The sequence below is a fragment of the Streptomyces resistomycificus genome (assembly GCF_001514265.1).
Taxonomy (GTDB): Bacteria; Actinomycetota; Actinomycetes; order Streptomycetales; family Streptomycetaceae; genus Streptomyces; species Streptomyces resistomycificus.
This window is the reverse complement of sequence record NZ_KQ948997.1, coordinates 125,916-150,677: the sequence shown is the minus strand read 5'-3', so window position 1 is coordinate 150,677 and position 24,762 is coordinate 125,916. Positions and strand designations below refer to the sequence as shown.

At 72.1% G+C, this 24,762-nt stretch carries 21 protein-coding genes; 7 read left to right on the top strand and 14 right to left on the bottom strand.

The genetic code is table 11. From position 1 onward, the window contains the following. Positions 1-5 precede the first annotated feature (5 nt). The 4 genes from AQJ84_RS28265 to AQJ84_RS28250 form a co-directional block, all read right to left on the bottom strand. Positions 6-731, bottom strand: a complete 726-nt coding sequence (locus AQJ84_RS28265; protein WP_053191267.1) for a vWA domain-containing protein — start codon at positions 729-731, stop codon at positions 6-8. 133 nt (positions 732-864) lie between these two features. Continuing rightward, on the bottom strand, positions 865-2,328 hold the full coding sequence (locus tag AQJ84_RS28260; protein WP_053191265.1) for a glutamate synthase subunit beta: 1,464 nt from the start codon (positions 2,326-2,328) through the stop codon (positions 865-867). Next, positions 2,321-6,922 carry a glutamate synthase large subunit gene (gene gltB / locus AQJ84_RS28255; protein WP_078631744.1) on the bottom strand — a complete coding sequence of 1,534 codons (4,602 nt, stop codon included), beginning with the start codon at positions 6,920-6,922 and terminating at the stop codon, positions 2,321-2,323. Before gltB ends, AQJ84_RS28260 begins: the two co-directional genes overlap by 8 nt. Before the next feature lie 370 nt (positions 6,923-7,292). Beyond that, entirely contained in the window at positions 7,293-8,024 is a 732-nt protein-coding gene (locus tag AQJ84_RS28250) for a VIT1/CCC1 transporter family protein (protein ID WP_030039448.1), read from the bottom strand. A gap of 269 nt (positions 8,025-8,293) precedes the next feature. Between AQJ84_RS28250 and AQJ84_RS28245 the strand changes: the two genes are divergently transcribed. The 7 genes from AQJ84_RS28245 to AQJ84_RS28215 are packed head-to-tail and all read left to right on the top strand — an operon-like array spanning position 8,294 to position 16,288. After that, the gene (locus AQJ84_RS28245; RefSeq protein WP_079022657.1) at positions 8,294-9,433 is read left to right on the top strand and encodes an ADP-ribosylglycohydrolase family protein; all 1,140 of its coding nucleotides are present in this window, start codon (positions 8,294-8,296) and stop codon (positions 9,431-9,433) included. Then, the gene (locus tag AQJ84_RS28240) at positions 9,430-10,788 is read left to right on the top strand and encodes an ADP-ribosylglycohydrolase family protein (RefSeq protein ID WP_374935395.1); all 1,359 of its coding nucleotides are present in this window, start codon (positions 9,430-9,432) and stop codon (positions 10,786-10,788) included. Before AQJ84_RS28245 ends, AQJ84_RS28240 begins: the two co-directional genes overlap by 4 nt. A gap of 8 nt (positions 10,789-10,796) precedes the next feature. Beyond that, a complete protein-coding gene (locus AQJ84_RS28235; protein ID WP_053191262.1) occupies positions 10,797-11,972 on the top strand; it encodes an ADP-ribosylglycohydrolase family protein in 1,176 nt (391 codons plus the stop codon). After that, positions 11,960-13,345, top strand: a complete 1,386-nt coding sequence (locus AQJ84_RS28230; protein WP_053191260.1) for an ADP-ribosylglycohydrolase family protein — start codon at positions 11,960-11,962, stop codon at positions 13,343-13,345. Before AQJ84_RS28235 ends, AQJ84_RS28230 begins: the two co-directional genes overlap by 13 nt. Next, positions 13,342-14,235, top strand: a complete 894-nt coding sequence (gene rbsK / locus AQJ84_RS28225) for a ribokinase (protein ID WP_030039441.1) — start codon at positions 13,342-13,344, stop codon at positions 14,233-14,235. The genes AQJ84_RS28230 and rbsK overlap by 4 nt, the downstream gene beginning before the upstream one ends. Next, positions 14,232-15,458, top strand: a complete 1,227-nt coding sequence (locus AQJ84_RS28220) for a CaiB/BaiF CoA transferase family protein (protein WP_053191259.1) — start codon at positions 14,232-14,234, stop codon at positions 15,456-15,458. Before rbsK ends, AQJ84_RS28220 begins: the two co-directional genes overlap by 4 nt. Next, positions 15,455-16,288, top strand: coding sequence for an HpcH/HpaI aldolase/citrate lyase family protein (locus AQJ84_RS28215; RefSeq protein WP_030039438.1), 834 nt, complete (start codon positions 15,455-15,457; stop codon positions 16,286-16,288). Before AQJ84_RS28220 ends, AQJ84_RS28215 begins: the two co-directional genes overlap by 4 nt. Before the next feature lie 59 nt (positions 16,289-16,347). Here the strand turns inward: AQJ84_RS28215 and lgt are convergent, their stop codons facing one another. From lgt to AQJ84_RS28170, 10 genes are all read right to left on the bottom strand, one after another. Next, the gene (gene lgt / locus AQJ84_RS28210) at positions 16,348-17,331 is read right to left on the bottom strand and encodes a prolipoprotein diacylglyceryl transferase (RefSeq protein WP_030039437.1); all 984 of its coding nucleotides are present in this window, start codon (positions 17,329-17,331) and stop codon (positions 16,348-16,350) included. Positions 17,332-17,424: 93 nt separating this feature from the next. Next, positions 17,425-18,201, bottom strand: a complete 777-nt coding sequence (locus AQJ84_RS28205; RefSeq protein ID WP_053191257.1) for a DsbA family protein — start codon at positions 18,199-18,201, stop codon at positions 17,425-17,427. Positions 18,202-18,290: 89 nt separating this feature from the next. After that, positions 18,291-19,109 carry a tryptophan synthase subunit alpha gene (gene trpA / locus AQJ84_RS28200; protein WP_053191255.1) on the bottom strand — a complete coding sequence of 273 codons (819 nt, stop codon included), beginning with the start codon at positions 19,107-19,109 and terminating at the stop codon, positions 18,291-18,293. Continuing rightward, the gene (gene trpB, locus AQJ84_RS28195) at positions 19,106-20,392 is read right to left on the bottom strand and encodes a tryptophan synthase subunit beta (RefSeq protein WP_030039436.1); all 1,287 of its coding nucleotides are present in this window, start codon (positions 20,390-20,392) and stop codon (positions 19,106-19,108) included. The genes trpA and trpB overlap by 4 nt, the downstream gene beginning before the upstream one ends. 68 nt (positions 20,393-20,460) lie before the next feature. Then, positions 20,461-20,676 carry a tryptophan biosynthesis modulator TrpM gene (gene trpM, locus AQJ84_RS41440; RefSeq protein WP_079022656.1) on the bottom strand — a complete coding sequence of 72 codons (216 nt, stop codon included), beginning with the start codon at positions 20,674-20,676 and terminating at the stop codon, positions 20,461-20,463. Between the two features lie 21 nt (positions 20,677-20,697). After that, the gene (trpC, locus tag AQJ84_RS28190; RefSeq protein ID WP_030039435.1) at positions 20,698-21,507 is read right to left on the bottom strand and encodes an indole-3-glycerol phosphate synthase TrpC; all 810 of its coding nucleotides are present in this window, start codon (positions 21,505-21,507) and stop codon (positions 20,698-20,700) included. A 166-nt stretch (positions 21,508-21,673) separates the two neighbouring features. Next, complete coding sequence (locus tag AQJ84_RS28185) at positions 21,674-22,111, bottom strand: DUF2752 domain-containing protein (RefSeq protein WP_030039433.1); 438 nt, start codon at positions 22,109-22,111, stop codon at positions 21,674-21,676. 88 nt (positions 22,112-22,199) lie between these two features. Next, positions 22,200-22,451: an HGxxPAAW family protein gene (locus AQJ84_RS28180; protein WP_030039432.1), complete on the bottom strand. Its 252-nt coding sequence runs from the start codon at positions 22,449-22,451 to the stop codon at positions 22,200-22,202. A gap of 114 nt (positions 22,452-22,565) precedes the next feature. Then, a complete protein-coding gene (locus AQJ84_RS28175) occupies positions 22,566-23,207 on the bottom strand; it encodes a TIGR02234 family membrane protein (protein WP_030039431.1) in 642 nt (213 codons plus the stop codon). Positions 23,208-23,277: 70 nt separating this feature from the next. Continuing rightward, positions 23,278-24,756 carry an anthranilate synthase component I gene (locus AQJ84_RS28170; RefSeq protein ID WP_030039430.1) on the bottom strand — a complete coding sequence of 493 codons (1,479 nt, stop codon included), beginning with the start codon at positions 24,754-24,756 and terminating at the stop codon, positions 23,278-23,280. Between the last annotated feature and the right edge of the window lie 6 nt (positions 24,757-24,762).

The following is a 24,762-nucleotide window of genomic DNA, read 5'->3' as shown; positions in this document are numbered from 1 at the left end:
GGCGCTCAGGAGGGCCGTACGATCCCCCGCGCCCGCGCGTCCACCAGCCACTTCGGGAACTCGCCGACGAGACGGTCGTACAACTCCGCGTCCGAGACCTTCCGCGGGTCCACACCCGCGTGGAAGAAACCGGCGTTGTCGACGACCCGCTTGCCCGGCACCGCCAACTCGTCGAGCCTGCGCAGGAAGTCGAACTGGCGGCTGTCCGGATCGCCGAAGCCGATGAACTGCCAGAAGAGGGGGAGCTTCGCGGCCTTGCACAGGTACCGTTCCGCGGCGAGCTTGTTGATCGGTCCGCCGTCGGTCTGGAAGACGACGAGGGCGGGTGCGGCGGCCCCGCTGTCGAGGTAGTGGTCGATGACGGCGTCCATCGCCAGGTGGTAGCCGGTCTTGCCCATGTGCCCGAGCCCGGCCACGATGCGCTCGATCCGCCCCTCGTGGTCGGCCAGCGCGATGTCGGTGACGGCGTCCACGTCGGTGGAGAAGAACACCACCGGCACCCGCCCGTCGTCGTCGAGGTGCGCCGACAGCCCGAGCACCCGGTCCGCGAGGGCCTGCACGCTGCCGTCCTTGAAGTACGGCCGCATCGAGCCCGAGTAGTCGACCACGAGGTAGACCGCGGCCCGCAGCCCGTCCAGCCCGTGCCGCTCCAGCGACGCACCGGCGCTCTTGTACAGGCTGACCAGCGCGGGCGCGGCCTCCTGCACCTTGCTCAGACTGATCGCGACCATGGGCGTCACCCTCCCACACCCATGCGACGGCGCCTGCCCGTTCGTCCGGTCGGGGACAAGGGGCAGGCGCCGTCTGTGTTCCGTACGCCTTTGTACGGGACGTGTGCGGGGACCCGCGGTGGATCCTTCGATGTCAGACCATCAGGGAGCGGTCCGTCGGACGGATCGGGGCCGGCAGCTCGCTGGCGCCGGTCAGGAAGCGGTCGACGCCCTTGGCGGCCGAGCGGCCCTCGGCGATCGCCCACACGATGAGCGACTGGCCGCGGCCGGCGTCACCGGCGACGTACACGCCCGGAACGTTGGTCTGGAAGTCGGCGTCGCGGGCGATGTTGCCGCGCTCGTCGAGCTCCAGGCCGAACTGCTCGACCAGGCCGTTCTCGCGGTCGGTGCCGGTGAAGCCCATGGCGAGGGTGACCAGCTGGGCGGGGATCTTGCGCTCCGTGCCCGGCTTCTGGGTCAGCTTGCCGTCGACGAACTCCACCTCGGTGAGGTGCAGCCACTGGACGTTGCCGTCCTCGTCGCCCTCGAAGTGGGTCGTCGAGACGGAGTAGACCCGGTCGCCACCCTCCTCGTGCGCCGAGGTGACCTTGTACAGCATCGGGAAGGTCGGCCACGGCTGGGAGACGGGGTTCCGGTCCTCGTTGGGCCGGGGCATGATCTCCAGCTGCGTGACGGAGGCCGCGCCCTGGCGGTGGGCGGTGCCCACGCAGTCCGCGCCGGTGTCGCCACCGCCGATGACCACGACGTGCTTGCCCTCGGCCGTGATGGGCGGCGCCACGTAGTCGCCCTCCTGCACCTTGTTGGCCAGGGGCAGGTACTCCATGGCCTGGTAGATGCCGGTCAGCTCGCGGCCCGGGACCGGAAGGTCACGCGCGGTGGTGGCACCGGCGGCGATGACGACCGCGTCGTACCGCTTGCGCAGGTCCGTCGCCTTGAGGTCGCGGCCGATCTCGATGCCGGTGCGGAAGCGGGTGCCCTCCGCGCGCATCTGCTCGATACGGCGGTTGATGTGCCGCTTCTCCATCTTGAACTCGGGGATGCCGTACCGGAGGAGGCCTCCGATGCGGTCCGCGCGCTCGTAGACGGCGACGGTGTGGCCGGCCCGGGTCAGCTGCTGGGCGGCGGCGAGACCGGCGGGGCCGGACCCGATGACCGCGACCGTCTTGCCCGACAGCCGCTCGGGCGCCTGCGGGGCGACGTCACCGGTCTCCCACGCCTTGTCGATGATCGAGACCTCGACGTTCTTGATGGTGACCGCGGGCTGGTTGATGCCCAGCACACACGCCGACTCGCACGGGGCCGGGCACAGCCGGCCCGTGAACTCCGGGAAGTTGTTCGTCGCGTGCAGACGCTCCGACGCGGCCGCCCAGTCCTCGCGGTAGGCGTAGTCGTTCCACTCGGGGATGAGGTTCCCCAGCGGACAGCCGTTGTGACAGAACGGGATGCCGCAGTCCATGCACCGGCTGGCCTGCTTGCTGATGATCGGCAGCAGCGAGCCGGGGACGTAGACCTCGTTCCAGTCCTTCAGGCGTACGTCGACGGGGCGGGACTTGGCGACCTCACGGCCGTGGTTCAAAAAGCCCTTCGGGTCAGCCATTGATCGCCGCCTCCATCATCTTCTCGGTGATCTCGGTCTCGGAGAGACCGGCCTGCTCGGCGGCGACCTTGGCGGCGAGCACTGCCTTGTACGTGCTGGGGATGATCTTGCTGAAACGCTCCACGGAGGCGGGCCACTCGGCGAGCAGCTTCTCGGCGACCGTCGAACCGGTCTCCTCGGCGTGGCGGCGCACCACGTCGTGCAGCCACTGCTTGTCGGTGTCGTCCAGTTCCTCGACGGCGTCGACGTTGCCCACGTTGACGTTGTCGCGGTTCAGGTCGATGACGTAGGCGACGCCTCCGGACATGCCGGCCGCGAAGTTGCGGCCGGTCTCGCCGAGGACCACCGCGTGACCGCCGGTCATGTACTCGCAGCCGTGGTCGCCCACGCCCTCCGAGACCACCAGCGCACCGGAGTTGCGGACGCAGAAGCGCTCACCGGTCCGGCCGCGCAGGAACAGCTCGCCGCCGGTCGCGCCGTAGGCGATGGTGTTGCCCGCGATCGTCGAGTACTCGGCGAGGTGGTCGGCGCCCCGGTCCGGACGCACGATCACACGGCCGCCCGAGAGCCCCTTGCCGACGTAGTCGTTGGCGTCGCCCTCCAGGCGCAGCGTGACACCGCGCGGCAGGAAGGCGCCGAAGGACTGGCCGGCGCTGCCGGTGAAGGTGATGTCGATGGTGTCGTCGGGCAGGCCCGCGCCACCGAACTTCTTGGTCACCTCGTGGCCGAGCATGGTGCCGACCGTGCGGTTGATGTTGCGGACCTTGACCTGGGCGCGCACCGGCTGGGCTCCGGTCGCGGAGTCCGCGGCCAGGGCGTCGGCGGCGAGCTTGATCAGCTCGTTGTCGAGCGCCTTCTCCAGGCCGTGGTCCTGCTCGATCAGCTGGTGGCGCACGGCGCCCTCGGGCAGCTCGGGCACGTAGAACAGCGGCTCCAGGTTCAGGCCCTGGGCCTTCCAGTGGTCGACCGCGCGGGTCACGTCGAGGGTCTCGGCGTGGCCGACGGCCTCCTCGATGGAGCGGAAGCCCAGCTCGGCGAGGATCTCGCGGACCTCCTCGGCGATGAACTGGAAGAAGTTCACGACGTACTCGGCCTTGCCGGAGAACCGGTCCCGGAGGGTCGGGTTCTGGGTGGCGATGCCGACCGGGCAGGTGTCCAGGTGGCAGACGCGCATCATGACGCAGCCGGAGACGACGAGCGGGGCGGTCGCGAAACCGAACTCCTCGGCGCCCAGCAGCGCGGCGATGACGACGTCACGGCCGGTCTTGAGCTGACCGTCGGTCTGCACGACGATGCGGTCGCGCAGGCCGTTGAGCAGCAGGGTCTGCTGGGTCTCGGCGAGACCGAGCTCCCAGGGGCCGCCCGCGTGCTTCAGGGAGGTCAGGGGCGAGGCACCCGTACCACCGTCGTGACCGGAGATCAGGACGACGTCCGCGTGCGCCTTGGACACACCGGCCGCGACCGTGCCGACGCCGACCTCGGAGACCAGCTTCACGTGAATCCGCGCCTGCGGGTTCGCGTTCTTCAGGTCGTGGATCAGCTGGGCCAGGTCCTCGATGGAGTAGATGTCGTGGTGCGGCGGCGGGGAGATCAGACCGACACCCGGGGTGGAGTGACGGGTCTTGGCGACCCACGGGTACACCTTGTGGCCGGGCAGCTGGCCGCCCTCGCCGGGCTTGGCGCCCTGGGCCATCTTGATCTGGATGTCGTCCGCGTTGACCAGGTACTCGGAGGTCACACCGAAGCGGCCGGAGGCGACCTGCTTGATGCTGGACCGGCGGGCCGGGTCGTACAGACGGTCCGCGTCCTCGCCGCCCTCACCGGTGTTGGACTTGCCGCCCAGCTGGTTCATGGCGATGGCGAGCGTCTCGTGCGCCTCGCGGGAGATCGAGCCGTACGACATGGCGCCGGTCGAGAACCGCTTGACGATCTCGGAGGCCGGCTCGACCTCGTCGATGGAGATCGGCTGACGGTCGCCGGACTTGAAGCCGAACAGGCCGCGCAGCGTCATCAGGCGCTCGGACTGCTCGTTCACCCGCTCCGTGTACTTCTTGAAGATGTCGTACCGGCCGCTGCGGGTGGAGTGCTGCAGGCGGAAGACCGTCTCCGGGTCGAACAGGTGCGGCTCGCCCTCGCGGCGCCACTGGTACTCGCCGCCTATGTCGAGGGCGCGGTGGGCGGGCGCGATGCCGCTGGCCGGGTACGCCTTCGCGTGGCGGGCGGCGACCTCCTTGGCGACGACGTCGATGCCGACGCCGCCGATCTTGGTGGCGGTGCCGTTGAAGTACTTGTCCACGAAGGCCTGGTCGAGACCGACGGCCTCGAAGACCTGGGCGCCTCGGTAGGAGGCGACGGTCGAGATGCCCATCTTGGACATGACCTTGAGGACGCCCTTGCCGAGGGCGTAGATCAGGTTGCGGATGGCCTGCTCGGCCTCGATGCCCGGCAGGAAGGTGCCGGCGCGGACGAGGTCCTCGACGGACTCCATCGCCAGGTACGGGTTCACGGCCGCGGCGCCGAAGCCGATCAGCAGGGCGACGTGGTGGACCTCGCGGACGTCACCGGCCTCGACCAGCAGGCCCACCTGGGTGCGCTGCTTGGTGCGGATGAGGTGGTGGTGGACGGCCGCGGTGAGCAGCAGCGACGGGATCGGCGCGTGCTCGGCGTCCGAGTGGCGGTCGGAGAGGACGATCAGCCGGGCGCCGTTGTCGATGGCGGCGTCGGCCTCGGCGCAGATCTCCTCGATGCGCGCGGCGAGGGCGTCACCGCCGCCGCTCACCCGGAACAGGCCGGAGAGGGTCGCGGCCTTCATGCCGGGCATGTCGCCGTCGGCGTTGATGTGGATGAGCTTGGCCAGCTCGTCGTTGTCGATGACCGGGAAGGGCAGGACGACGCTGCGGCAGGAGGCGGCCGTCGGGTCCAGCAGGTTGCCCTGCGGGCCCAGCGAGGAGCGCAGCGAGGTGACGAGCTCCTCGCGGATCGCGTCCAGCGGCGGGTTGGTGACCTGCGCGAACAGCTGGGTGAAGTAGTCGAAGAGCAGGCGCGGGCGCTCGCTCAGCGCGGCGATCGGCGAGTCGGTGCCCATCGAACCGATCGGCTCGGCACCGGCCTTGGCCATCGGCGCGAGGAGGACGCGCAGCTCCTCCTCGGTGTAACCGAAGGTCTGCTGGCGGCGGGTGACCGAGGCGTGCGTGTGCACGATGTGCTCACGCTCGGGCAGGTCGGACAGCTCGATCTCGCCGGCCTCCAGCCACTCCGCGTACGGGTTCTCCGCGGCGAGCTGGGCCTTGATCTCGTCGTCCTCGACGATGCGGTGCTCGACGGTGTCCACGAGGAACATGCGGCCGGGCTGGAGGCGGCCCTTGCGGACGACCTTGGCCGGGTCGATGTCGAGGACGCCGACCTCGGAGCCGAGGACGACGAGGCCGTCGTCGGTGACCCAGTAGCGGCCGGGGCGCAGACCGTTGCGGTCGAGAACCGCGCCGACCTGCTTGCCGTCGGTGAAGGTGACACAGGCCGGGCCGTCCCAGGGCTCCATCAGGTTGGAGTGGAACTGGTAGAAGGCGCGCCGGGTCGGGTCCATGGAGTCGTGGTTCTCCCACGCCTCCGGGATCATCATCAGCACGGAGTGCGGCAGCGAACGGCCGCCCAGGTGCAGGAGTTCGAGGACCTCGTCGAAGGACGCCGAGTCGGAGGCGTCCGGCGTACAGATCGGGAAGACCCGGTCGATGGCCTTCTCGTCGGTGCCGAACAGGTCGGAGACCAGCTGGGACTCGCGGGCGGCCATCCAGTTGCGGTTGCCCTTGACGGTGTTGATCTCACCGTTGTGCGCGACGAAGCGGTAGGGGTGCGCGAGCGGCCAGCTCGGGAAGGTGTTCGTGGAGAACCGGGAGTGCACGAGCGCGATCGCGGAGGCGAAGCGGCGGTCGGACAGGTCCGGGAAGAAGGGCTCCAGCTGGCCGGTGGTCAGCATGCCCTTGTAGACGATCGTCCGCGCGGACAGCGACGGGAAGTAGACGCCGGCCTCGCGCTCGGCGCGCTTGCGCAGCACGAAGGCCTTGCGGTCGAGGGCGATGCCCTCCGAGGCGCCGTCGGCGACGAAGACCTGCCGGAAGGCGGGCATCGTCGAACGCGCGGTGGCACCCAGCAGTTCGGGGGCGACCGGGACGTCGCGCCAGCCGAGGACGGTCAGGCCCTCCTGAGCGGCGATCGTCTCGATCTGCGAGACGGCGTCCTTGGTGTCGTCCTCCGGCAGGAAGGCGGTTCCGACCGCGTACGCACCGGCCGCGGGCAGCTCGAAGGGGGCCACCTCACGGAAGAAGGTGTCCGGCACCTGGGACAGGATGCCCGCGCCGTCGCCCGAGTCGGGCTCGGAGCCGGTGGCGCCGCGGTGCTCCAGGTTGCGCAGAACGGTGAGCGCCTGCTCGACCAGCGCATGGCTCGCCTCGCCGGTGAGGGTGGCCACGAATCCGACGCCACAGGCGTCGCGCTCGTTGCGGGGGTCGTACATACCCTGCGCAGCAGGGCGAGCATCCATGAAGGACCACTTCTGGCCATTCGTGGAGTGCTGGGACGGCTGGCGCGGCGTACGCATCGGCTCTCCCGTCGTCGTCAAGTGGCATATGCAGATTGCCGAGGGACGACGTTGGCCCTCTGCGTGAGTGCAAAATTTCGTGCAGGTTACATGATGGAGCGGATCTCGGGAACCGGATACTCCGTTCCAGCATGCGGACGCCACGGGGTGCGACGGGGGTATCGCGCACGTGGCTTGAAGTATGTGGGACCGAACGGGACAGATCAGTGTCCGTCGGGTCCAGGGGGCGCAGTGGGCACCGTCGCCCTCTCCGCGAGTGCGCCGCAGGCGTCGTTGCCCGCAGCGCTTACGGCTCATGCCCGGTGGTTAAGCATTCGAAACCAGCGAGTAACGGCTACTTATGCGGCCCATCGCATAACTTGCAGCCGACCTATCCTACGGCCGTTCCGAACAAACTGCCCAGGGCGTACGTCACACCGGCCGCCGCACCTCCCAGAGCGAGCTGCCGCAGCCCGCTGAACCACCAGGTCCGTGCCGTCACCTTGGCCACGACCGCACCGCACGCGAACAGCCCGACGAACGCGAGCAGTACGGCGGGCCACAGCGTGGTGGCGCCGAGGAGGTACGGCAGTACGGGAAGCAGGGCGCCCAGCGCGAACGCCCCGAAGGAGGAGACGGCGGCGACCAGCGGCGAAGGCAGGTCACCGGGGTCGATGCCGAGCTCCTCGCGGGCGTGTATCTCCAGCGCCTGCTCGGGATCGCGCGAGAGCTGCCGGGCCACCTCCCGGGCCAGCCCGGGTTCGACACCACGCCCCTCGTACAGGGCGGCGAGCTCGGCCTCCTCGTCCTGCGGGTGCTTCCTCAGCTCGCGGCGCTCCACGTCCAGCTCCGCCTCGACCAGCTCGCGCTGCGAGGCGACGGAGGTGTACTCGCCGGCGGCCATGGAGAAGGCGCCGGCCGCGAGGCCGGCGAGTCCGGTGATGACAATGGTCTGCTGACCCACCGAGCCGCCCGCGACGCCGGTCATCAGCGCGAGGTTGGAGACCAGGCCGTCCATCGCCCCGAACACCGCGGGGCGCAGCCAGCCGCCGTTCACATCGCGGTGCGTGTGGTTGTCCCGGTGCGCGTCGTGCAGTGGCGCCTCGGTCTCGATGATGGCCATACGGTCCCCCAGATTGCTTGTTCGGAACACTTCTTTGGACTTCTTCTACTTTTCGACAACGACCACACTACGTCGCCGCATTCCCGCTCGCCAGCAAGGAAAGGCTCCGCTAACCTGCGGCTTTACCTTCGGACGCTCATTCGATCGGCATCCCGCACAGATGTCGACCGGGTGATGCTGCGGGCCGCGAGGCACTGGCGAACCCCTCCGGTGGGACACATCCGCAAAGGGCTCCGCCCCCTGCGCAGCCCCCGGAGGAGAGGCCGCGTATGGCATCGATCGCCTGCATTCCCTCGGTCCCGGCGCCCGGGGACGCCGCCGAACTACGCGAGCGGGCCCGCGGCGCCCTGCTCGGCCTGGCGGTGGGTGACGCCCTCGGGGCCCCGGCCGAGAACATGAAGCCCTCCGAGATCCGCGCCCGCTGGGGCCGTATCACCGGTTACGTCGCCGACAAGCCCTCCGGCACGGACGACACCGAGTACGCGATCTTCTCGGGCCTCCTGCTGGCCCGGCACGGCTCCGCCCTCACCCCGGCCCATGTCGAGGCGGCCTGGCACCAGTGGATCGCGGACCGGGACGAAGGCCCCTTCCGGGGCGCGGGCTTCAGCGAGCGCGGCACGCTGGAGAACCTGCGTCGCGGCCTCGCGGCCCCCATCTCCGCCCAGCACCGGCACGCCTGGAGCGACGGCCTGGCGATGCGCGCGGCCCCCTTCGGCGTCTTCGCGTCCGGCCGCCCCGCCGAGGCCGCCCGTCTGGTGGCGATCGACGGCTCGGTGAGCCATGACGGCGAGGGCATCTACGGCGGACAGGCGGTGGCCGCGGGCGTGGCGGCGGCGATGGCGGGCGCCCCCACCGTCGCGGTGGTCGCCTCGGCCCTGGCGGTCGTCCCCGACGACTCGTGGACGGCCCGTTCCCTGCGCCGCGCGGTCGCCGTGGCCCACCGCGGCGAGCGGGCGGTCCGGTCGGCCGTCGTCATCGGCGGCTACCCGTGGACCGACCTCGCCCCCGAGGCCGTCGCCCTCGCGTTCGGCGCCTACGCGGCCGCCGACGGCGACTTCGTCCACGCGGTCCTCACCGCCGTCAACATGGGCCGCGACGCCGACACCACGGCGGCGGTGGCCGGGGCCCTGGCCGGCGCGACCCAGGGCGCCTCCGCGATCCCGGCGGACTGGGCGGCTGCCATCGGCCCCGCCCGCGGCAGCTGCCTGCCCTCGATGGCGGGCCACCACGTCCTGGACGTGGCGGAGTTGCTGACGCCGGGAGAGGACGGGAGGTGGGGGACGATGGGGTTCGTGGCGGGCGAGGGCCCGGTACCGGGCAGGGCCCCCGCACCCGGCGAAGGCCCCGTACGGGACGAGACGACGGCTTTCGCCCTGGCGGCGGACGACGGCGCGGAGGTGGCCTCGTGAGACCGCCCGGCCCATGGGACGAGGCGGCGCCCGCCGGCGCGGTCCAGCCCCTCACGGACCTTCCTGACACCACAGGTCCCGCGTTCGAGCTGCTGACCCCCTCAGCACAGCCGATCCACCCCGCACCCGCCGACGGCTGGCATGCCCCACCGGGGCCACCGGCACCCGACAGCGAAAGCCGCACGGGTGGTGCGAGTGGGAACACACAGGCCGAAGGCGAAGCCAAGGCCGTCCACCCCAAGGCTCGCCGAATCGAGGGCCTCCTGCTCGGCCTGGCCGCAGGCGACGCCGCCGGCTGGCCCGCCGCCCGCCACAGAGCCGCCCGCATGCCGGACTGGACCCGCCGCCTCACCCGGGAACTCGACACCTTCGCCGAACAGAACGCCACGACGACCCTCCCCGTGCCCATCGCCCTGAACCAACCCCCCGAACCCCTCCGCCTGGGCCCCTCCGACGACGCGGAATGGGCAGCCTTCGCCGCGGAAGCCGTCCTCCGTGCCGGTGACGACACCGCCCTGGGAGACCTCAGCCGAGAACGCCGCACCCGAGCCGCGATCGACCTCACCTGGAACGCCCTGGCCTGCGAAGTCGCCGCGGCGGCGGACCGCGCCCCCGAGATCGAGTCCGCCGTCCTGCCCCTCCGCGCCCGCATCTCCGTCCGCGCAGGCCTCGGCAACCTCGCCACCGGCCTGCGTCCGCCCGCCACCGGCCACGACAACCCGCACTACTTCGACGACGCCGCCTGCGTACGGGCCTGCGTCCTCGCCGTGGCCCACCCCGGCGACCCCCGGCTCGCCGCGGACCTCGCCGAGTTCGACGCCCGCTACACCCAGGACGGCGACGGAGTGCACGGTGCCCGCGCCATGGCGGCCGCCCTCGCACTGGCCCTCGCCGGAGCCGACGTGGGCACATGCGTCACCGCCGCCCTCGCGGAACTCCCCGAGACCACCGAGATCGGCCGCAACGCCCGGCACGCCCTCCGGCTCGCCCGGGACGCGGAGAGCACCTTCGCCCTGATCCCGCTGCTCGAACACCAGATCGTCGACCACGTCTACAGCTACGGCATCGCCGCCGCCGAGACCGTCCCGGTCGCCCTGGCGCTGGCCACCGCGGCAGGCGGCCGCATCGCACAGGCGGTCCCGGCGGCGGCCTGTCTCTCCCGGGTCGCGGACTCCGCCCCCGCCCTCGTCGGCGCCCTCACCGGCGCGCTGGGCGGCGGCGTCTCGATCCCCCAGGCCTGGCGCCACGCCTGCCGCACCCTCTCCGGCTGCGCCCTGCCCCGGCTCACCGGCACCGACCTGGTGGAACTCGCCGAACTCCTGGAAGCCGCACAACCGGCCCCGCCAGGAGGATGATTCGGGGCATGACGCCCAAAGCAACAGAAAGCCACGAGTCAGGTCTGGACGACCGCATCACCGGCGCCCTCGTCGGCGCGGCCGTCGGCGACGCGCTGGGCGGCCCGGTCGAGGGCTACTCCCCCGAGCAGATCCTGGAACGCCACGCCGGCCGCGTCCACGGCGTCGTCGGCCCCTGGAACGGCGACGCCTGGCGCACGGCACGCCCCATCGCGCCGTACCACAAGGGCGATGGCCACGTCACCGACGACACCTTGATGACCCACGCACTCGTCCGGGTCTACGCCCAGGTCCGCGACCACCTGGACGCGTACGCGATCGCCGACCACCTGGTCCCGGACCTGATGACCAACCCGCGCTGGATCCCGGAGCTGGAGGCGGAGGCACTCCCCCTCCAACGCGTCTTCCTCGCGGAGAAGTGGCTGGTGACCCGCCTCCACTACGGCCACGCCGACCCCCGCGAGGCCGGCGTCGGCAACATCGTCAACTGCGGTGCGGCGATGTACATGGCCCCGGTCGGCCTGGTCAACGCGGCCAACCCGGCGGGCGCGTACGCCGAGGCACTGGACATCGCGGGCGCCCACCAGTCGTCGTACGGCCGGGAGGCGGCGGCCGTCTTCGCGGCGGCGGTCGCGGCGGCGAGCACACCCGGCGCGACCCCCGACTCCGTCGTCACCACCTGCCTGACGCTGGCGAAGGACGGCACCCGGACGGCGATCGAGAAGGTCTGCGAAACGGCGTCCCGGCACCGGGACTTCGAATCGGCGCTCGCCCCGTTGCGGGAGGCGGTGACGCCCTACGACACGGTGGGCCCCGACTACCGGCAGCCCTCCCTCGGCGCCCGCCGCCCGTCGCGCCTGCACACGATCGAGGAACTGCCCGTGGCCCTGGGCATGTTGCTCGTGGCCGGCGGCGACTACCGCCACGCGGTCCTCGGCTCGGTGAACTACGGCCGCGACTGCGACTCGATCGCGACGATGGCCGGTGCGCTCGCGGGCGCGCTGGGCTCACCGGCTCCGGAGGAGTGGGCGAAACAGGTCTCCGAGGCCAGCCGCCTGGACCTGTGGGAACCGGCGGCCACCCTCGCCGCCGTGACCCGGGAGATCTTCGACCGGGACGTACGCGGACGGCGCGCCCACGAGGCGGCGTTCACCGCCCTCGGAGGTCCGAGATGCTCCGACTGACCTGGGTCCAGCCCGAGGACCTGATCGGCCACGAACTCCGCCAGGCGGCCCAGGACGGCCGGGAGCCGACGGCGATCGCGGCGCGGTGGAGAGCGGCCGGCGGCCCCGAGGCCCCCCTGCACGCGGGCGCCTCACCGCGCCCGGCGTCACGCTACCTGCGGCTGCTGGCGGAGGACCTGCTGGACGAACTGGCGGACCTGCCGAGCCGGTTGGCGGAGCGGGAACCCACCGACCTCGCCAGGATCAAGGCCGCCTGCCCGCACTGGCCGTCCGCCCCGGCCTCCGTCGGCCCCCGCCCGGTCCCCGGCCCCGAGCGTCTGGAGGCCGCCTGGCTGGGCCGGGCGGTCGGCTGCCTGCTGGGCAAACCCGTCGAGAAGCTCCCCCTCGACGCCATCCGCGAACTCGCCCGCTCCACCGGCAACTGGCCCCTGAACACGTACTTCACCGCCCGGGGCGTCCCCGGCGAACTCCTCGCCCGCCACCCCTGGAACCGCCGCTCGGCGCCGACCTCCCTCGCCGAGAACATCGACGGCATGCCCGAGGACGACGACCTCAACTACCCCCTCCTCAACCTTCTCCTGCTCCAACGCCACGGCAAGGCCTTCACCACCACCGACGTGGCGGCCCTCTGGCTCGACGAGCTCCCCGCCGGGCGCACGTTCACCGCCGAACGCGTCGCCTACCGCAACCTCCTCACCGGCCTGGAACCCCCGCGCACGGCCCGCCACCGCAACCCCTTCCGCGAATGGATCGGCGCCCTGATCCGGGCCGACGTGCACGGCTGGACCAACCCCGGCGACCCGGCCGCCGCAGCCGAACAGGCCCACCGCGACGCCACCCTCACCCACACCGCCAACGGCGTCTACGCTGCGATGTTCACGGCGGCCACCATCGCCCAGGCGGCCACCGGCACCCACGACGTCCACACCTGCCTGCGCACCGGTCTCACCGTCGTCCCCCCGGCCTCCCGGCTGGCCCGGGCCGTCGCCCACGCCGTCCGGCTGGCCCGGACGCACGACGACTTCGACACGGTCGTGGACGAACTCCACGCCACCCACGCACGCACCCACCACTGGGTCCACGCCGTCCCCAACACCGCGCTGATCGCCGCCGCCCTCACCCACGCCGACGGCGACTTCACCGGCTCCGTCTGCCGCGCCGTGTCGGGTGGCTGGGACACCGACTCCAACGGCGCCACGGCCGGCAGCGTCGCCGCCCTCCTCACCGACGGCCCCGCCGCCCTCCCCGACCGCTGGACGGCGCCCCTCAAGAACCGCCTGTCCACGTCCGTCGGCGACTTCGACGGCACCGGCTTCGACACACCGGCCCGCCTCACCCACGCCCTCATCCACCTGGAGACACCCCGCCCATGACCCACATCGCCGTGCTCGGCAGCACGAACATGGATCTGGTCGCGTACGTCGAGAAGGCGCCGCGGCGCGGAGAGACCGTGACGGGACGGGAGTTCCGCACGGTCCCCGGCGGCAAGGGCGCCAACCAGGCGATCGCCGCGGCCCGCGCGGGCGCCATGGTCTCGATGATCGGCGCGGTCGGCGACGACCCCTTCGGCGCCCGTCTGCGCTCCACCCTGGAGCACTCCGGCGTCACCACCGACCGCCTGCGCACCACCGAGGGCCCCTCCGGCACGGCGCACATCGTCGTCGACGACGAGGGCGGCAACGCGATCGTCGTGGTCCCCGGCGCCAACGGAACCGTCGACCACCTCGTCCCCGGCGACGAGGGCCTCATCGCCACCGCCGACGCCCTGCTCCTCCAGCTGGAGATCCCCCTGGCCGCGGTCCTCGCGGGCGCGGAGACCGCCCGCAAACACGGAGTCCGTACGATCCTCACCCCGGCCCCCGCCCGACCGCTGCCTCCCGGACTGCTCACCGCCACCGACCTGTTGGTGCCCAACGAGCACGAAGCCGCCGCCCTCACCGGCCTCACCGACCCGCACCGCGCGGCCACCGCCCTGCTGGAACAGGTCCCGGAGGTGGTCGTCACCCTGGGCGCGGCCGGCAGCCTCCACGCGGCCCGCGGAGCCGAGCCGTTCACCGTCCCCGCGCCAAGGGTCGCCGCCGTGGACTCGACCGGCGCGGGCGACACCTTCGTCGGCACCCTGGCGGTGGCACTCGGCGAGGGCCGGCCGACGCGCGAGGCCCTGGCCTGGGCGGCCACGGCCGCCGCACTCTCCGTACAGCGGGCGGGCGCCTCGGCCTCGATGCCGTACCGCTCCGAGATCGAAGCGCGGTACACCGCATGAGCACAGACCGCCGCACCACGCCGGACGACCCCACGACCGCCGCCCCCCTCACCGGCCTGCGCGTCCTCGATCTCGCCACCCTGTTCGCCGGGCCGCTCGCGGCCACGATGCTCGGCGACTTCGGAGCCGAGGTCATCAAGGTCGAGCACCCCACGAAACCGGACCCCTCCCGCGGCCACGGCCCGTCCAAGGGCGGCGTGGGCCTGTGGTGGAAGCTGCTGGGCCGCAACAAGCGCACCATCACCCTCGACCTGTCGAAGCCGGGCGGCCGCACCACCCTCCTCCGCCTCGTCGCGACCGCCGACGTCGTCATCGAGAACTTCCGTCCCGGCACCCTGGAGAAGTGGGACCTCGGCTGGGAGGAGTTGTCGGCCGCCAACCCCCGCCTGGTCCTCACCCGGGTCACCGGCTTCGGCCAGTTCGGCCCCTACGCCCACCGCCCCGGCTTCGGCACCCTCGCCGAGGCCATGAGCGGCTTCGCCGCGATCACCGGCGAACCGGACGCGCCGCCGACCCTGCCGCCCTTCGGTCTCGCCGACTCGATCGCGGCCCTGGCCACGGCGTACGCGGTGATGACGGCGCTCGCCGCCCGCGACCGCACCGGCGAGGGACAGGTCGTCGACATGGCGATCATCGAACCGATCCTGACGGTGCTGGGCCCGCAGCCGACCTGGTACGACCAGCTCGGTCTCGTCCAGCCGCGCACCGGCAACCGCTCCCAGAACAACGCCCCGCGCAACACCTACCGCACGGCGGACGGCACCTGGGTCGCCGTCTCCACCTCCGCCCAGTCGATCGCCGAGCGGGTGCTGCGGCTGGTCGGCCGGCCGGAGCTGATCGACCAGCCGTGGTTCGCCACCGGAGCCGGCCGGGCCGCCCACTGCGACGTCCTGGACGAGGCGGTCGGCGCCTGGATCGCCGAGCGCACCCGCACCGAGGTCCTCGCGGCGTTCGAGAAGGCGGAGGCGGCCATCGCCCCGGTCCAGGACGTCCGGGACGTGATGGCCGACCCGCAGTACCAGGCCCTGGACACCGTCACGACGGTCGACGATCCCGAACTGGGCCCGCTCCGCATGCAGAACGTCCTCTTCCGCCTCTCCGCCACCCCCGGCTCGATCCGCTGGGCGGGCCGCCCGCACGGCGCGGACACCCGCGAGGTGCTGACCGAGCTGGGCCTGACGGCAGCCGAACTCGGCGCCCTGCGCGAGGCGGGCGCCGTATGACCGCACCACCCCTGACCTGGCTGTACGCCCCGGGGGACCGCCCTCACGTGGTCACCAAGGCCCTCGGCTGCGGCGCCGACGTCGTCGTGATCGACCTGGAGGACGCGGTCGCCCCGGACCGCAAGGAGTACGCGCGCTCGGCCACCGTCGAGTTCCTCTCCCAGCCGCAGCCGGTGCCGGTCCACGTCCGGGTGAACGCCGTGGACGGCCCGTTCGCGGTGGCGGACCTGACCGCGGTGGCGGCCCTTCCGGGCGTCTCGGGTCTGCGCCTGCCCAAGGTGACGTCGCCCGGGCAGATCGTCCGTATCGCCGAGGGCACCGCCCCCGCCGAGGGCGGCGCTCCCCCGCTGCACGCCCTCCTCGAATCAGCCCTGGCCGTCGAACACGCCCATGCCATCGCCTCCGCGCACCCGGCCCTGCGCGGCATCGCCCTGGGCGAGGCGGACCTCCGTGCCGACCTCGGTGTACGCGGCGACACGGGCCTGGACTGGTCCCGTTCCCGCGTGGTCGTGGCCGCGCGGGCGGCTGGCCTACCCCCGCCGTCCCAGTCCGTGCATCCCGACATCCGCGACCTGGACGCCCTGGCCGTCTCCTGCGCCCACGGCCGCGCCCTCGGCTTCCTGGGCCGCGCCGCGATCCACCCCCGTCAGCTGCCGGTGATCGAACGCGCCTATCTGCCCTCGGAGGAGGAGATCGAGAAGGCCGAGACGATCGTCAAGGCGGCGACGAGCGAGCCGGGCGCCCAGGCGCTGCCGGACGGCCGCTTCGTCGACGCGGCGGTGGTGGCGGCGGCCCAGCGCACCCTGTCCCTGGCCGCCCGCAGGAGCTAGGAACAACAACGAGGGCGCCCGGGTCATCCCGGGCGCCCTCGTTGCCGTACGACCAGCGGTCAGGTCTTCTTCCCCGAACCTGCCTCGTCCTTGACCTCTGACGTTGTCGCCGACTCCGTGTCGTCCCCGGCGTCCGTCTCCGCCGCCGCCTTGGCGTCGGTGTCGGACTCCTCGTCGGCCTGCGTACCGGCCCCCGCCTCACCGTCCGGGGTGTCGTCACCGTCGGAGGCACCCGGCTCGACGACGGTCTCACGCCCCGGCCGCTTCTTCGCCGAGAGCACGAAGTAGACCACCGCGAGCACGAAGACGAGCAGCGCGGTCCAGTTGTTCAGACGCAGGCCCAGGATGTGGTGGGCCTCGTCGACGCGCATGTACTCGATCCAGAACCGGCCCACGCAGTACGAGGCGACGTACAGCGCGAACGCCCGCCCGTGGCCGAGCTTGAAGCGGCGGTCCGCCCAGATCACGAGGACGGCGACGCCGATGCACCACAGCGACTCGTACAGGAACGTCGGGTGGTAGTAGCCGGGCACCCGGCCGTCCGTGGACGACGTGATGTGCAGGGCCCAGGGCAGGTCGGTCTCCCGGCCGTACAGCTCCTGGTTGAACCAGTTGCCCCAGCGGCCGATCGCCTGGGCGAGGGCGATACCGGGGGCGAGGGCGTCGGCCCACGCGGGCAGCGGGATGCCCCGGCGCCGGCAGCCGATCCACGCGCCCACCGCACCGAGCGCGATCGCGCCCCAGATGCCGAGGCCGCCCTCCCAGATCTTGAAGGCGTCCACCCAGTCGCGGCCCTCGCTGAAGTACAGCTCGTAGTCCGTGATCACGTGGTAGAGCCGACCGCCGACCAGACCGAACGGCACGGCCCAGACAGCGATGTCGGCCACCGTGCCGGCCCGCCCGCCCCGGGCGACCCAGCGCCTGTTGCCGAGCCAGACGGCTACGAAGACGCCGATGATGATGCAGAACGCGTAGCCGCGCAGCGGAATGGGGCCGAGGTGCAGCACCCCGCGCGACGGGCTGGGAATGTAGGCAAGTTCCATGGCAAGGTCGACGCTACCGTGCCGGGCCGTGCCCACGGCAGGCAGCCCGGCTACGGGTCCATAACGGGCGGGTGTGAGGCGACTTACCGCTCGTCACCCTTTGGCGGCCTCCTGAACCAGCTGCTTCAGCTTCGCCGGCGTCATCGTCTGGTCCTGGTAGATGTTCTTGCCGTCGAGGATCACTGTGGGCGTGCCGGTGAAGCCGCCGTTGCGGAAGGCCGCCGCGGACTTGTCCACCCAGCTGTTGTGGGTGCCCTTCTCGACACAGGTGCGGAACGCCGGGGTGTCGAGGCCGTCGACCTTGGCCGCCAGTTCGATGACCTTGCTGTTCTCGGCGAAGGCGTCGTCGGTCTCCTCGGGCTGGTTGTCGAACAGCACGTCGTGGTACGCCGTGAACTTCCCGGCGTCCTGGGCGCAGGCCGCCGCGTTGGCGGCGGTGCGGGAGCCGGTGCCGCCCATGTTGCCGTCGATGATCGTCGCCAGGTGGTAGTCGACTTTCAGCTGACCGGAGTTCGTCAGCTCGTGGATCACCGGCCGGTACGCCGTCTCGAAGGCCTTGCAGGCCGGGCAGCGGAAGTCCTCCCAGACGGTGAGCGTCGACTTGGCGCTCTCCTTGCCGACCGGGATGGCGAGGCTGTCCTTGCCCTTCGCCCCCGAGGGCACCACGACCGGGCCCGCCGACTCGCTGCCGTCGTCCTTGCCCACGTTGGCCGCGACGACACCGATCACCGCCGCGAGGCCCAGCACGCAGACCACGCTCGCGCCGACGATGAGCACCCGGCGGCGCTTCTCCGCGGACTTCTGCTTCTCGCGCTCTTCCGCCAGCCGCTCCCTGGCGGTGCGCTTTCCCTGTCGGTTCTTCTCGCTCACATCCCGCAGAACGAACCGGGGAGGCGCACCGCGCCTCCCCGGCCCCAGGTCCACCCGTTCGAGTGACCCGTACGAAATGTCCCGCCTTGCTACGCCGTTCCGCGCACGCCCTTCGCGAGCTCACCGGCGAGCGCCCGGACCGCTTCGACCCCGGCCGCGTCGTCCGGCGCGTCCAGCATCCGCTTGACGAAGGCCGAGCCGACGATCACGCCGTCGGCGAAGCCGGCCACCTCGGCGGCCTGCCGGGCGTCGGAGACGCCGAGGCCGACGCAGACGGGCAGGTCCGAGCCGGTGGCGCGGGTGCGCTCCACCAGGTCCTGGGCCTGCGCGCCGACCGAGGCGCGGGTGCCGGTGACGCCCATCAGCGAGGCGGCGTAGACGAAGCCGCTGCCCGCCTCGGTGATCCGGGCGAGCCGCTCGTCCTTGCTGCTGGGAGCGACGACGAAGACGGTCGCGAGGCCGTGCTTGTGCGCATGCTCCCTCCACAGCGCCGACTCCTGCACGGGCAGGTCGGGCAGGATGCACCCGGCACCGCCCGCCGCCGCGAGCTCGGCGGTGAAGCGCTCGACGCCGTAGCGGTCGATCGGGTTCCAGTACGTCATCACGAGCACCGGCTTGCCGGTCGCCTCGTGGGCCTCGCGGACCGTCCGCATTACGTCCGCGATCTTGACGCCGCCGCGCAGGGCGATGTCGTCGGCGGTCTGGATGACCGGGCCGTCGAGGACCGGGTCGCTGTGCGGCAGACCGACCTCGACGACGTCGGCGCCGCCGTCGAAGACGGCCTTGATCGCCTCGATGCCGCCGTCCACGGTCGGGAACCCGGCCGGGAGGTAGGCGATGAGGGCGGCGCGGCCCTCGGCCCTGGCGGCGGCGAGGGTGTCGGACAGCAGTTGGATGTTCCCGCTCACTTGGCGTCCCCCTCGATCTCTGCGGCGTCGGCGTCCTGGTCGGCGGCGACCTCGGCGTCGGTGTCGTACAGGCCGAAGTAGCGGGCGGCGGTGTCCATGTCCTTGTCGCCGCGGCCGGACAGGTTGACCACGATCAGCCCGTCCTTGCCCAGCTCCCTGCCGACTTCCAGGGCACCGGCCAGCGCGTGGGCGCTCTCGATGGCCGGGATGATGCCCTCGGTGCGCGACAGCAGACGCAGGGCCTGCATGGCCGCGTCGTCGGTGACCGCGCGGTACTCGCCGCGGCCGCTGTCCTTGAGGTAGGAGTGCTCGGGACCGATGCCGGGGTAGTCCAGTCCGGCCGAGATCGAGTAGGGCTCGGTGATCTGGCCCTCCTCGTCCTGAAGGACGTAGGACCGCGACCCGTGCAGGATGCCGGGCTCGCCGGCGGTCAGGGTCGCCGCGTGCTCGCCGGTCTCCACGCCGTGCCCGGCGGGCTCGCAGCCGATGAGGCGTACGTCGGCGTCGGGGATGAAGGCGTGGAAGAGGCCGATGGCGTTGGAGCCGCCGCCGACGCAGGCGACGGCCGCGTCGGGAAGGCGGCCGGCCCGCTCCAGGAGCTGGCGGCGGGCCTCGACGCCGATGACGCGGTGGAAGTCGCGGACCATGGCCGGGAAGGGGTGCGGGCCGGCCACCGTGCCGAAGAGGTAGTGCGTGCGGTCGACGTTGGCGACCCAGTCGCGGAACGCCTCGTTGATCGCGTCCTTCAGCGTGCGGCTGCCGGACTTCACGGCGATGACCTCGGCGCCGAGCATGCGCATCCGGGCCACGTTCAGGGCCTGGCGCTGGGTGTCGATCTCGCCCATGTAGATGGTGCACTCGAGCCCGAACAGCGCGCAGGCGGTGGCGGTCGCGACACCGTGCTGACCGGCACCGGTCTCCGCGATGACGCGGGTCTTGCCCATACGCTTGGTGAGCAGGGCCTGGCCGAGCACGTTGTTGATCTTGTGCGAGCCGGTGTGGTTGAGGTCCTCGCGCTTGAGGAACACCCGGGCGCCACCGGCGTGTTCGGCGAACCGCGGCACCTCGGTGAGGGAACTGGGCCGGCCGGTGTAGTGCACGAGCAGGTCGTCGAGCTCGCGGGCGAACTCGGGGTCGTGCTTCGCCTTGTCGTACTCGACGGCGACCTCGTCCACGGCGGCGACGAGCGCCTCCGGGATGAACTTGCCGCCGAACGCGCCGAAGTAGCCCTCGGCACTGGGGAGCTGACCCTCGGGGTCGGGAATGAAGAACTCGCTGGGCATGCGGAAACCTCACGGTGAGTTTGTGGAAGAACACTGATCGCCGTGGGGGCGGAGCTTGTCGGACGACCTCAGGCCGTGTGCGGCCGGTCGCGCAGTTCCCCGCGCCCCTGACAGGCCGACCGGTGCCATCGCATGCCGTTCACCTGACCCGGCTCGTCCCCGATGACGTACCGCACCCTGCGGCCGTGCACCCGCCTCGCGGGCGCGCGGCAGCCACGGGGGCGGCAGCCGCGCGCGAGGCGGGCGTACCGGTCCGTGGTCGTCTGGGGGGTCGTCGCGGTCATCGGGCCAAGCCTAGCCGCAGATCAGCCGCGGCCGTGCCGCAGTGCGGGGTGTTCGCCCGCCGCCACCAGGTCGGCGACCGCCGTCTTGGGGTCCTTGCCGGTCACCAGCGACTCGCCGACCAGGACCGCGTCGGCGCCGGCGTTGGCGTACGCGATGAGGTCGTGCGGGCCGCGGACCCCGGACTCGGCGATCCTGACCAGGCCGGCGGGGATCTCTGGGGCCACCCGCTCGAATGTCCCGCGGTCGACCTCGAGCGTCTTGAGGTTACGCGCGTTGACGCCGATGATCTTCGCTCCGGCGTCCACCGCGCGCTCGACCTCGTCCTCGTCGTGCACCTCGACGATCGGGGTGAGCCCGATGGACTCGGCCCGCTCGATGAGGGACTCCAGGGCCGACTGCTCCAGGGCCGCGACGATCAGCAGCGCGAGGTCGGCGCCGTATGCCCGGGCCTCCCACAGCTGGTACGAGGTGACGATGAAGTCCTTGCGCAGGACCGGGATGTCCACGCGGGCGCGGACGGCCTCCAGGTCGGCCAGCGAGCCGCCGAAGCGGCGCTCCTCGGTCAGTACGGAGATGACGGCCGCGCCGCCCGCCTCGTAGTCCGCGGCCAGGCCCGCCGGGTCGGCGATCGCGGCCAGCGCGCCCTTGGACGGGCTGGAGCGCTTGACCTCACAGATGACCTTGACGCCGTCGCCCCGCAGCGCGGCGACCCCGTCCTTGGCCGCGGGAGCCTTCGCCGCGCGCTCCTTGAGCTCGTCGAGGCTGACGCGCGCCTGCCGTTCCGCGAGGTCGGCACGGACTCCGTCGATGATCTCGTCGAGCACACTCACGCGAGCGGCCCCCTTCCAGACGGTTGACTGTTCAAGCGGTTCAGCTTCCGCCACCGGCCCGCCTCAGCGGACGAAAACCGATGGTCACTGTGATGGTATCCGGAGGAAGGCGTAGGCCTCGCATCCGGTTGACGCCGGTCCCACTACCTGGACCTCCGTGAGTGGATCAAGGATGTAGCCAGCCACCGAACGGCAGGTTCCGGACAACGGTGAAGACCAGCAGCAACGCGCCCAGACTCCACAGGTGCACCGGCCCGAGCGTGAACCCCGCCGGCCGGCCGCGCACCGCGCGGACCACCCAGACGGTCCACACCACCGCGAAGGCGAGGTAGCCGGCGACGGCCAGGGCGTTGTCACCGAGCGCCGTGACGAGGTCTCCGTGCACGAAGGCGTGCGCGGAGCGCAGTCCGCCGCAGCCGGGGCAGTAGACGCCGGTCAGCCGCAGCAGCGGGCAGACGGGGTAGTGACCGGGCTCGTTGGGGTCCACGGTCCCCACGTACGCGAAGGCGCCCACGACCGCCGCGAGCACTCCCGCGGGTATGGCCAGCCGCCCGAGCAGGGCCCCGGCGTCGGAAGGTGTCGTCCTCTGGCTGTCGGCGTCCACGCTCGCATTGTGCCCTGCGCACCCGGGACACGCGTGAGGGGCGGCCCCGGCACCACGCCGGACCGCCCCCGCACGAAGTCGTTCGCGATCAGCTCTCGACGCCCGCGGGCTCGCGCTTGGCCGCGACCTGGTGGGCCGGGTGGGTGTCCTTCGGCTGGCCGAGACCCATCTTCTTCATGATCCAGCCGACCACGCCGCCGAGGACCACGATCACCATGCCGACCCAGAAGCCCGCCGGCTGGGCCAACACCATGAAGGCGCCCGCGACGCAGAAACCGATGAAGGCGATTGTGACACCGGTCCAGGCGGCCGGGGTGTGACCGTGGCTGCTGCCCGCCATGACTTGCTCCTCGTTGCTGTGTACCTGTCTGAGCCGGACGCTCATGGGTCATTGTTCCGCACGCGTGCGTGCGGGGTGCCCGGGGGTCCGCCCTCGCGCGTCGGCGTCGAACGCCTAGGCGCCGGTGGGGTCCTCGCCCCGGTCCAGGGCCTTCCACATGTCCTCGGGGCGGTCGGGGTCGACGGAGGGTGCCCTGCGGCGCGGACGGGGGGCGCCGGAACGCTCGTAGCGGCCGGACATCGCGGGCCACAGCCGGCCGTAGCGCAGGGCGAGCAGACCGGCGAGCAGGAGCAGGACGCCGCCGACGGCCGCGACGTACGGCCAGGCGGTGTGGGAGAGCGTGTCGACGGTGGCCGAGGTGTCGCCGGAGGCCTGCGCGGCCTGCTCGTCGAGCGCGGAGCTGTCGTTGACGCCGAGGAGGGCCGCCGCGATGATGCCGGCGCCGGAGAGCGCGAGCACGGCGGCGACCATGAAGCGGCCGGCCCGGCGGACGGCGAAGACGGCGACCAGGGCGGCGAGGCCGACTATGGCGAGGGACGCGGGCACGCCCGTGACGTCGCTTCCCTTGGCGGTCAGCGGGAAGTCGCCGCCGGCGACCGTCGCGGTGCCCTGCGACCACCGCTGCCGGGTGGCGAGCAACGCCACGGCCGCGCCGAGCGCCCCGCTGAGCAGGGCGGCGGCAAGACTCAGTCGGCCGGCCCGGGCGGGGCCTATGGCTTCGGAACGGGGGTGAGGTACGGCAGTCACGTACTCCACTATCGCCTGAACCCCGGGCGAATGGTGACCCGGGGTTCAGTGAGAAGCGCCCCATTGCGGGGGAAGCGTCCTATCCGCCCAGCCGGTTGGCCGTGTGGACGGCGCGCAGGACCGCCGCCGCCTTGTTGCGGCACTCGGTGTCCTCGGCCACCGGGTCGGAGTCGGCGACGATGCCGGCGCCCGCCTGGACGTACGCGGTGCCGTCCCGCAGCAGGGCGGTGCGGATCGCGATGGCGGTGTCGGAGTCGCCGGCGAAGTCCAGGTAGCCGACACAGCCGCCGTACAGGCCCCGCCGGGAGGGTTCCAGCTCGTCGATGATCTGCATGGCGCGGGGCTTGGGGGCGCCGGAGAGGGTGCCCGCCGGGAAGCAGGCCGTGAGGACGTCGAAGGCCGTACGGCCCGGGGCGACCTTGCCGGTGACCGTCGAGACGATGTGCATGACGTGCGAGTAGCGCTCGACGGACATGAAGTCGACGACCTCGACGGAGCCCGGCTCGCAGACCCGCCCGAGGTCGTTGCGTCCCAGGTCGACGAGCATGAGGTGCTCGGCGCGCTCCTTGGGGTCGGCGAGCAGCTCGTCGGCGAGGGCCTGGTCCTCCTGCGGGGTGGCGCCGCGGTGCCGGGTGCCGGCGATCGGGTGGACCAGGGCGTGCCCGTCCTCGACCTTGACCAGGGCCTCCGGGGACGAGCCGACGACGTCGAAGTCCTGGAAGCGGAACAGGTACATGTACGGGGAGGGGTTGGTCGCCCGCAGGACCCGGTAGACGTCCAGCGCGGCGGCCGTGCACGGCGTCTCGAAGCGCTGCGAGGGGACGACCTGGAAGGCCTCGCCGGCCCGGATGCGCTCCTTGATGTCCTCGACCGCCACCTGGAAGTCGGGGCCGCCCCACAGGGCGGTGTACTCGGGGAGCTCGGAGGGGGGCAGGACGGCCGGGGGCTGGGCGACGGGGCGCGAGAGGTCCGCCTCCATCGCGTCCAGACGGGCCACGGCGTCGGCGTGGGCCTCGTCGACACCCGTGTCGAGGTCGTTGTGGTTGATCGCGTTGGCGATCAGCAGGACCGAGCCCTCCCAGTGGTCCATCACGGCGAGGTCGCTGGTGAGGAGCATGGTCAGCTCGGGCAGCCGGAGGTCGTCCCGCTCGCCGGGACCGATCTTCTCCAGTCGCCGCACGATGTCGTAGCCGAGGTAGCCGACCATGCCGCCGGTGAAGGGCGGCAGGCCCTCCTGGTGGGGGGTGTGCAGGGCCTCGATGGTGGCGCGCAGGGCGGCGAGGGGGTCGCCCTCGACCGGGACGCCGACCGGTGGGGTGCCCAGCCAGTGGGCCTGGCCGTCGCGCGCCGTCAGGGTCGCTGCCGAGCGCACGCCGACGAAGGAGTACCGGGACCAGGAACGGCCGTTCTCCGCGGACTCCAGCAGGAAGGTGCCGGGGCGCTCGGCCGCGAGCTTGCGGTAGAGCGCGACCGGGGTGTCGCCGTCGGCGAGGAGCTTGCGGGTGACCGGGATGACGCGGCGGTCGGTGGCCAGCTTGCGGAACGTCTCGAGGTCCATGGCGGC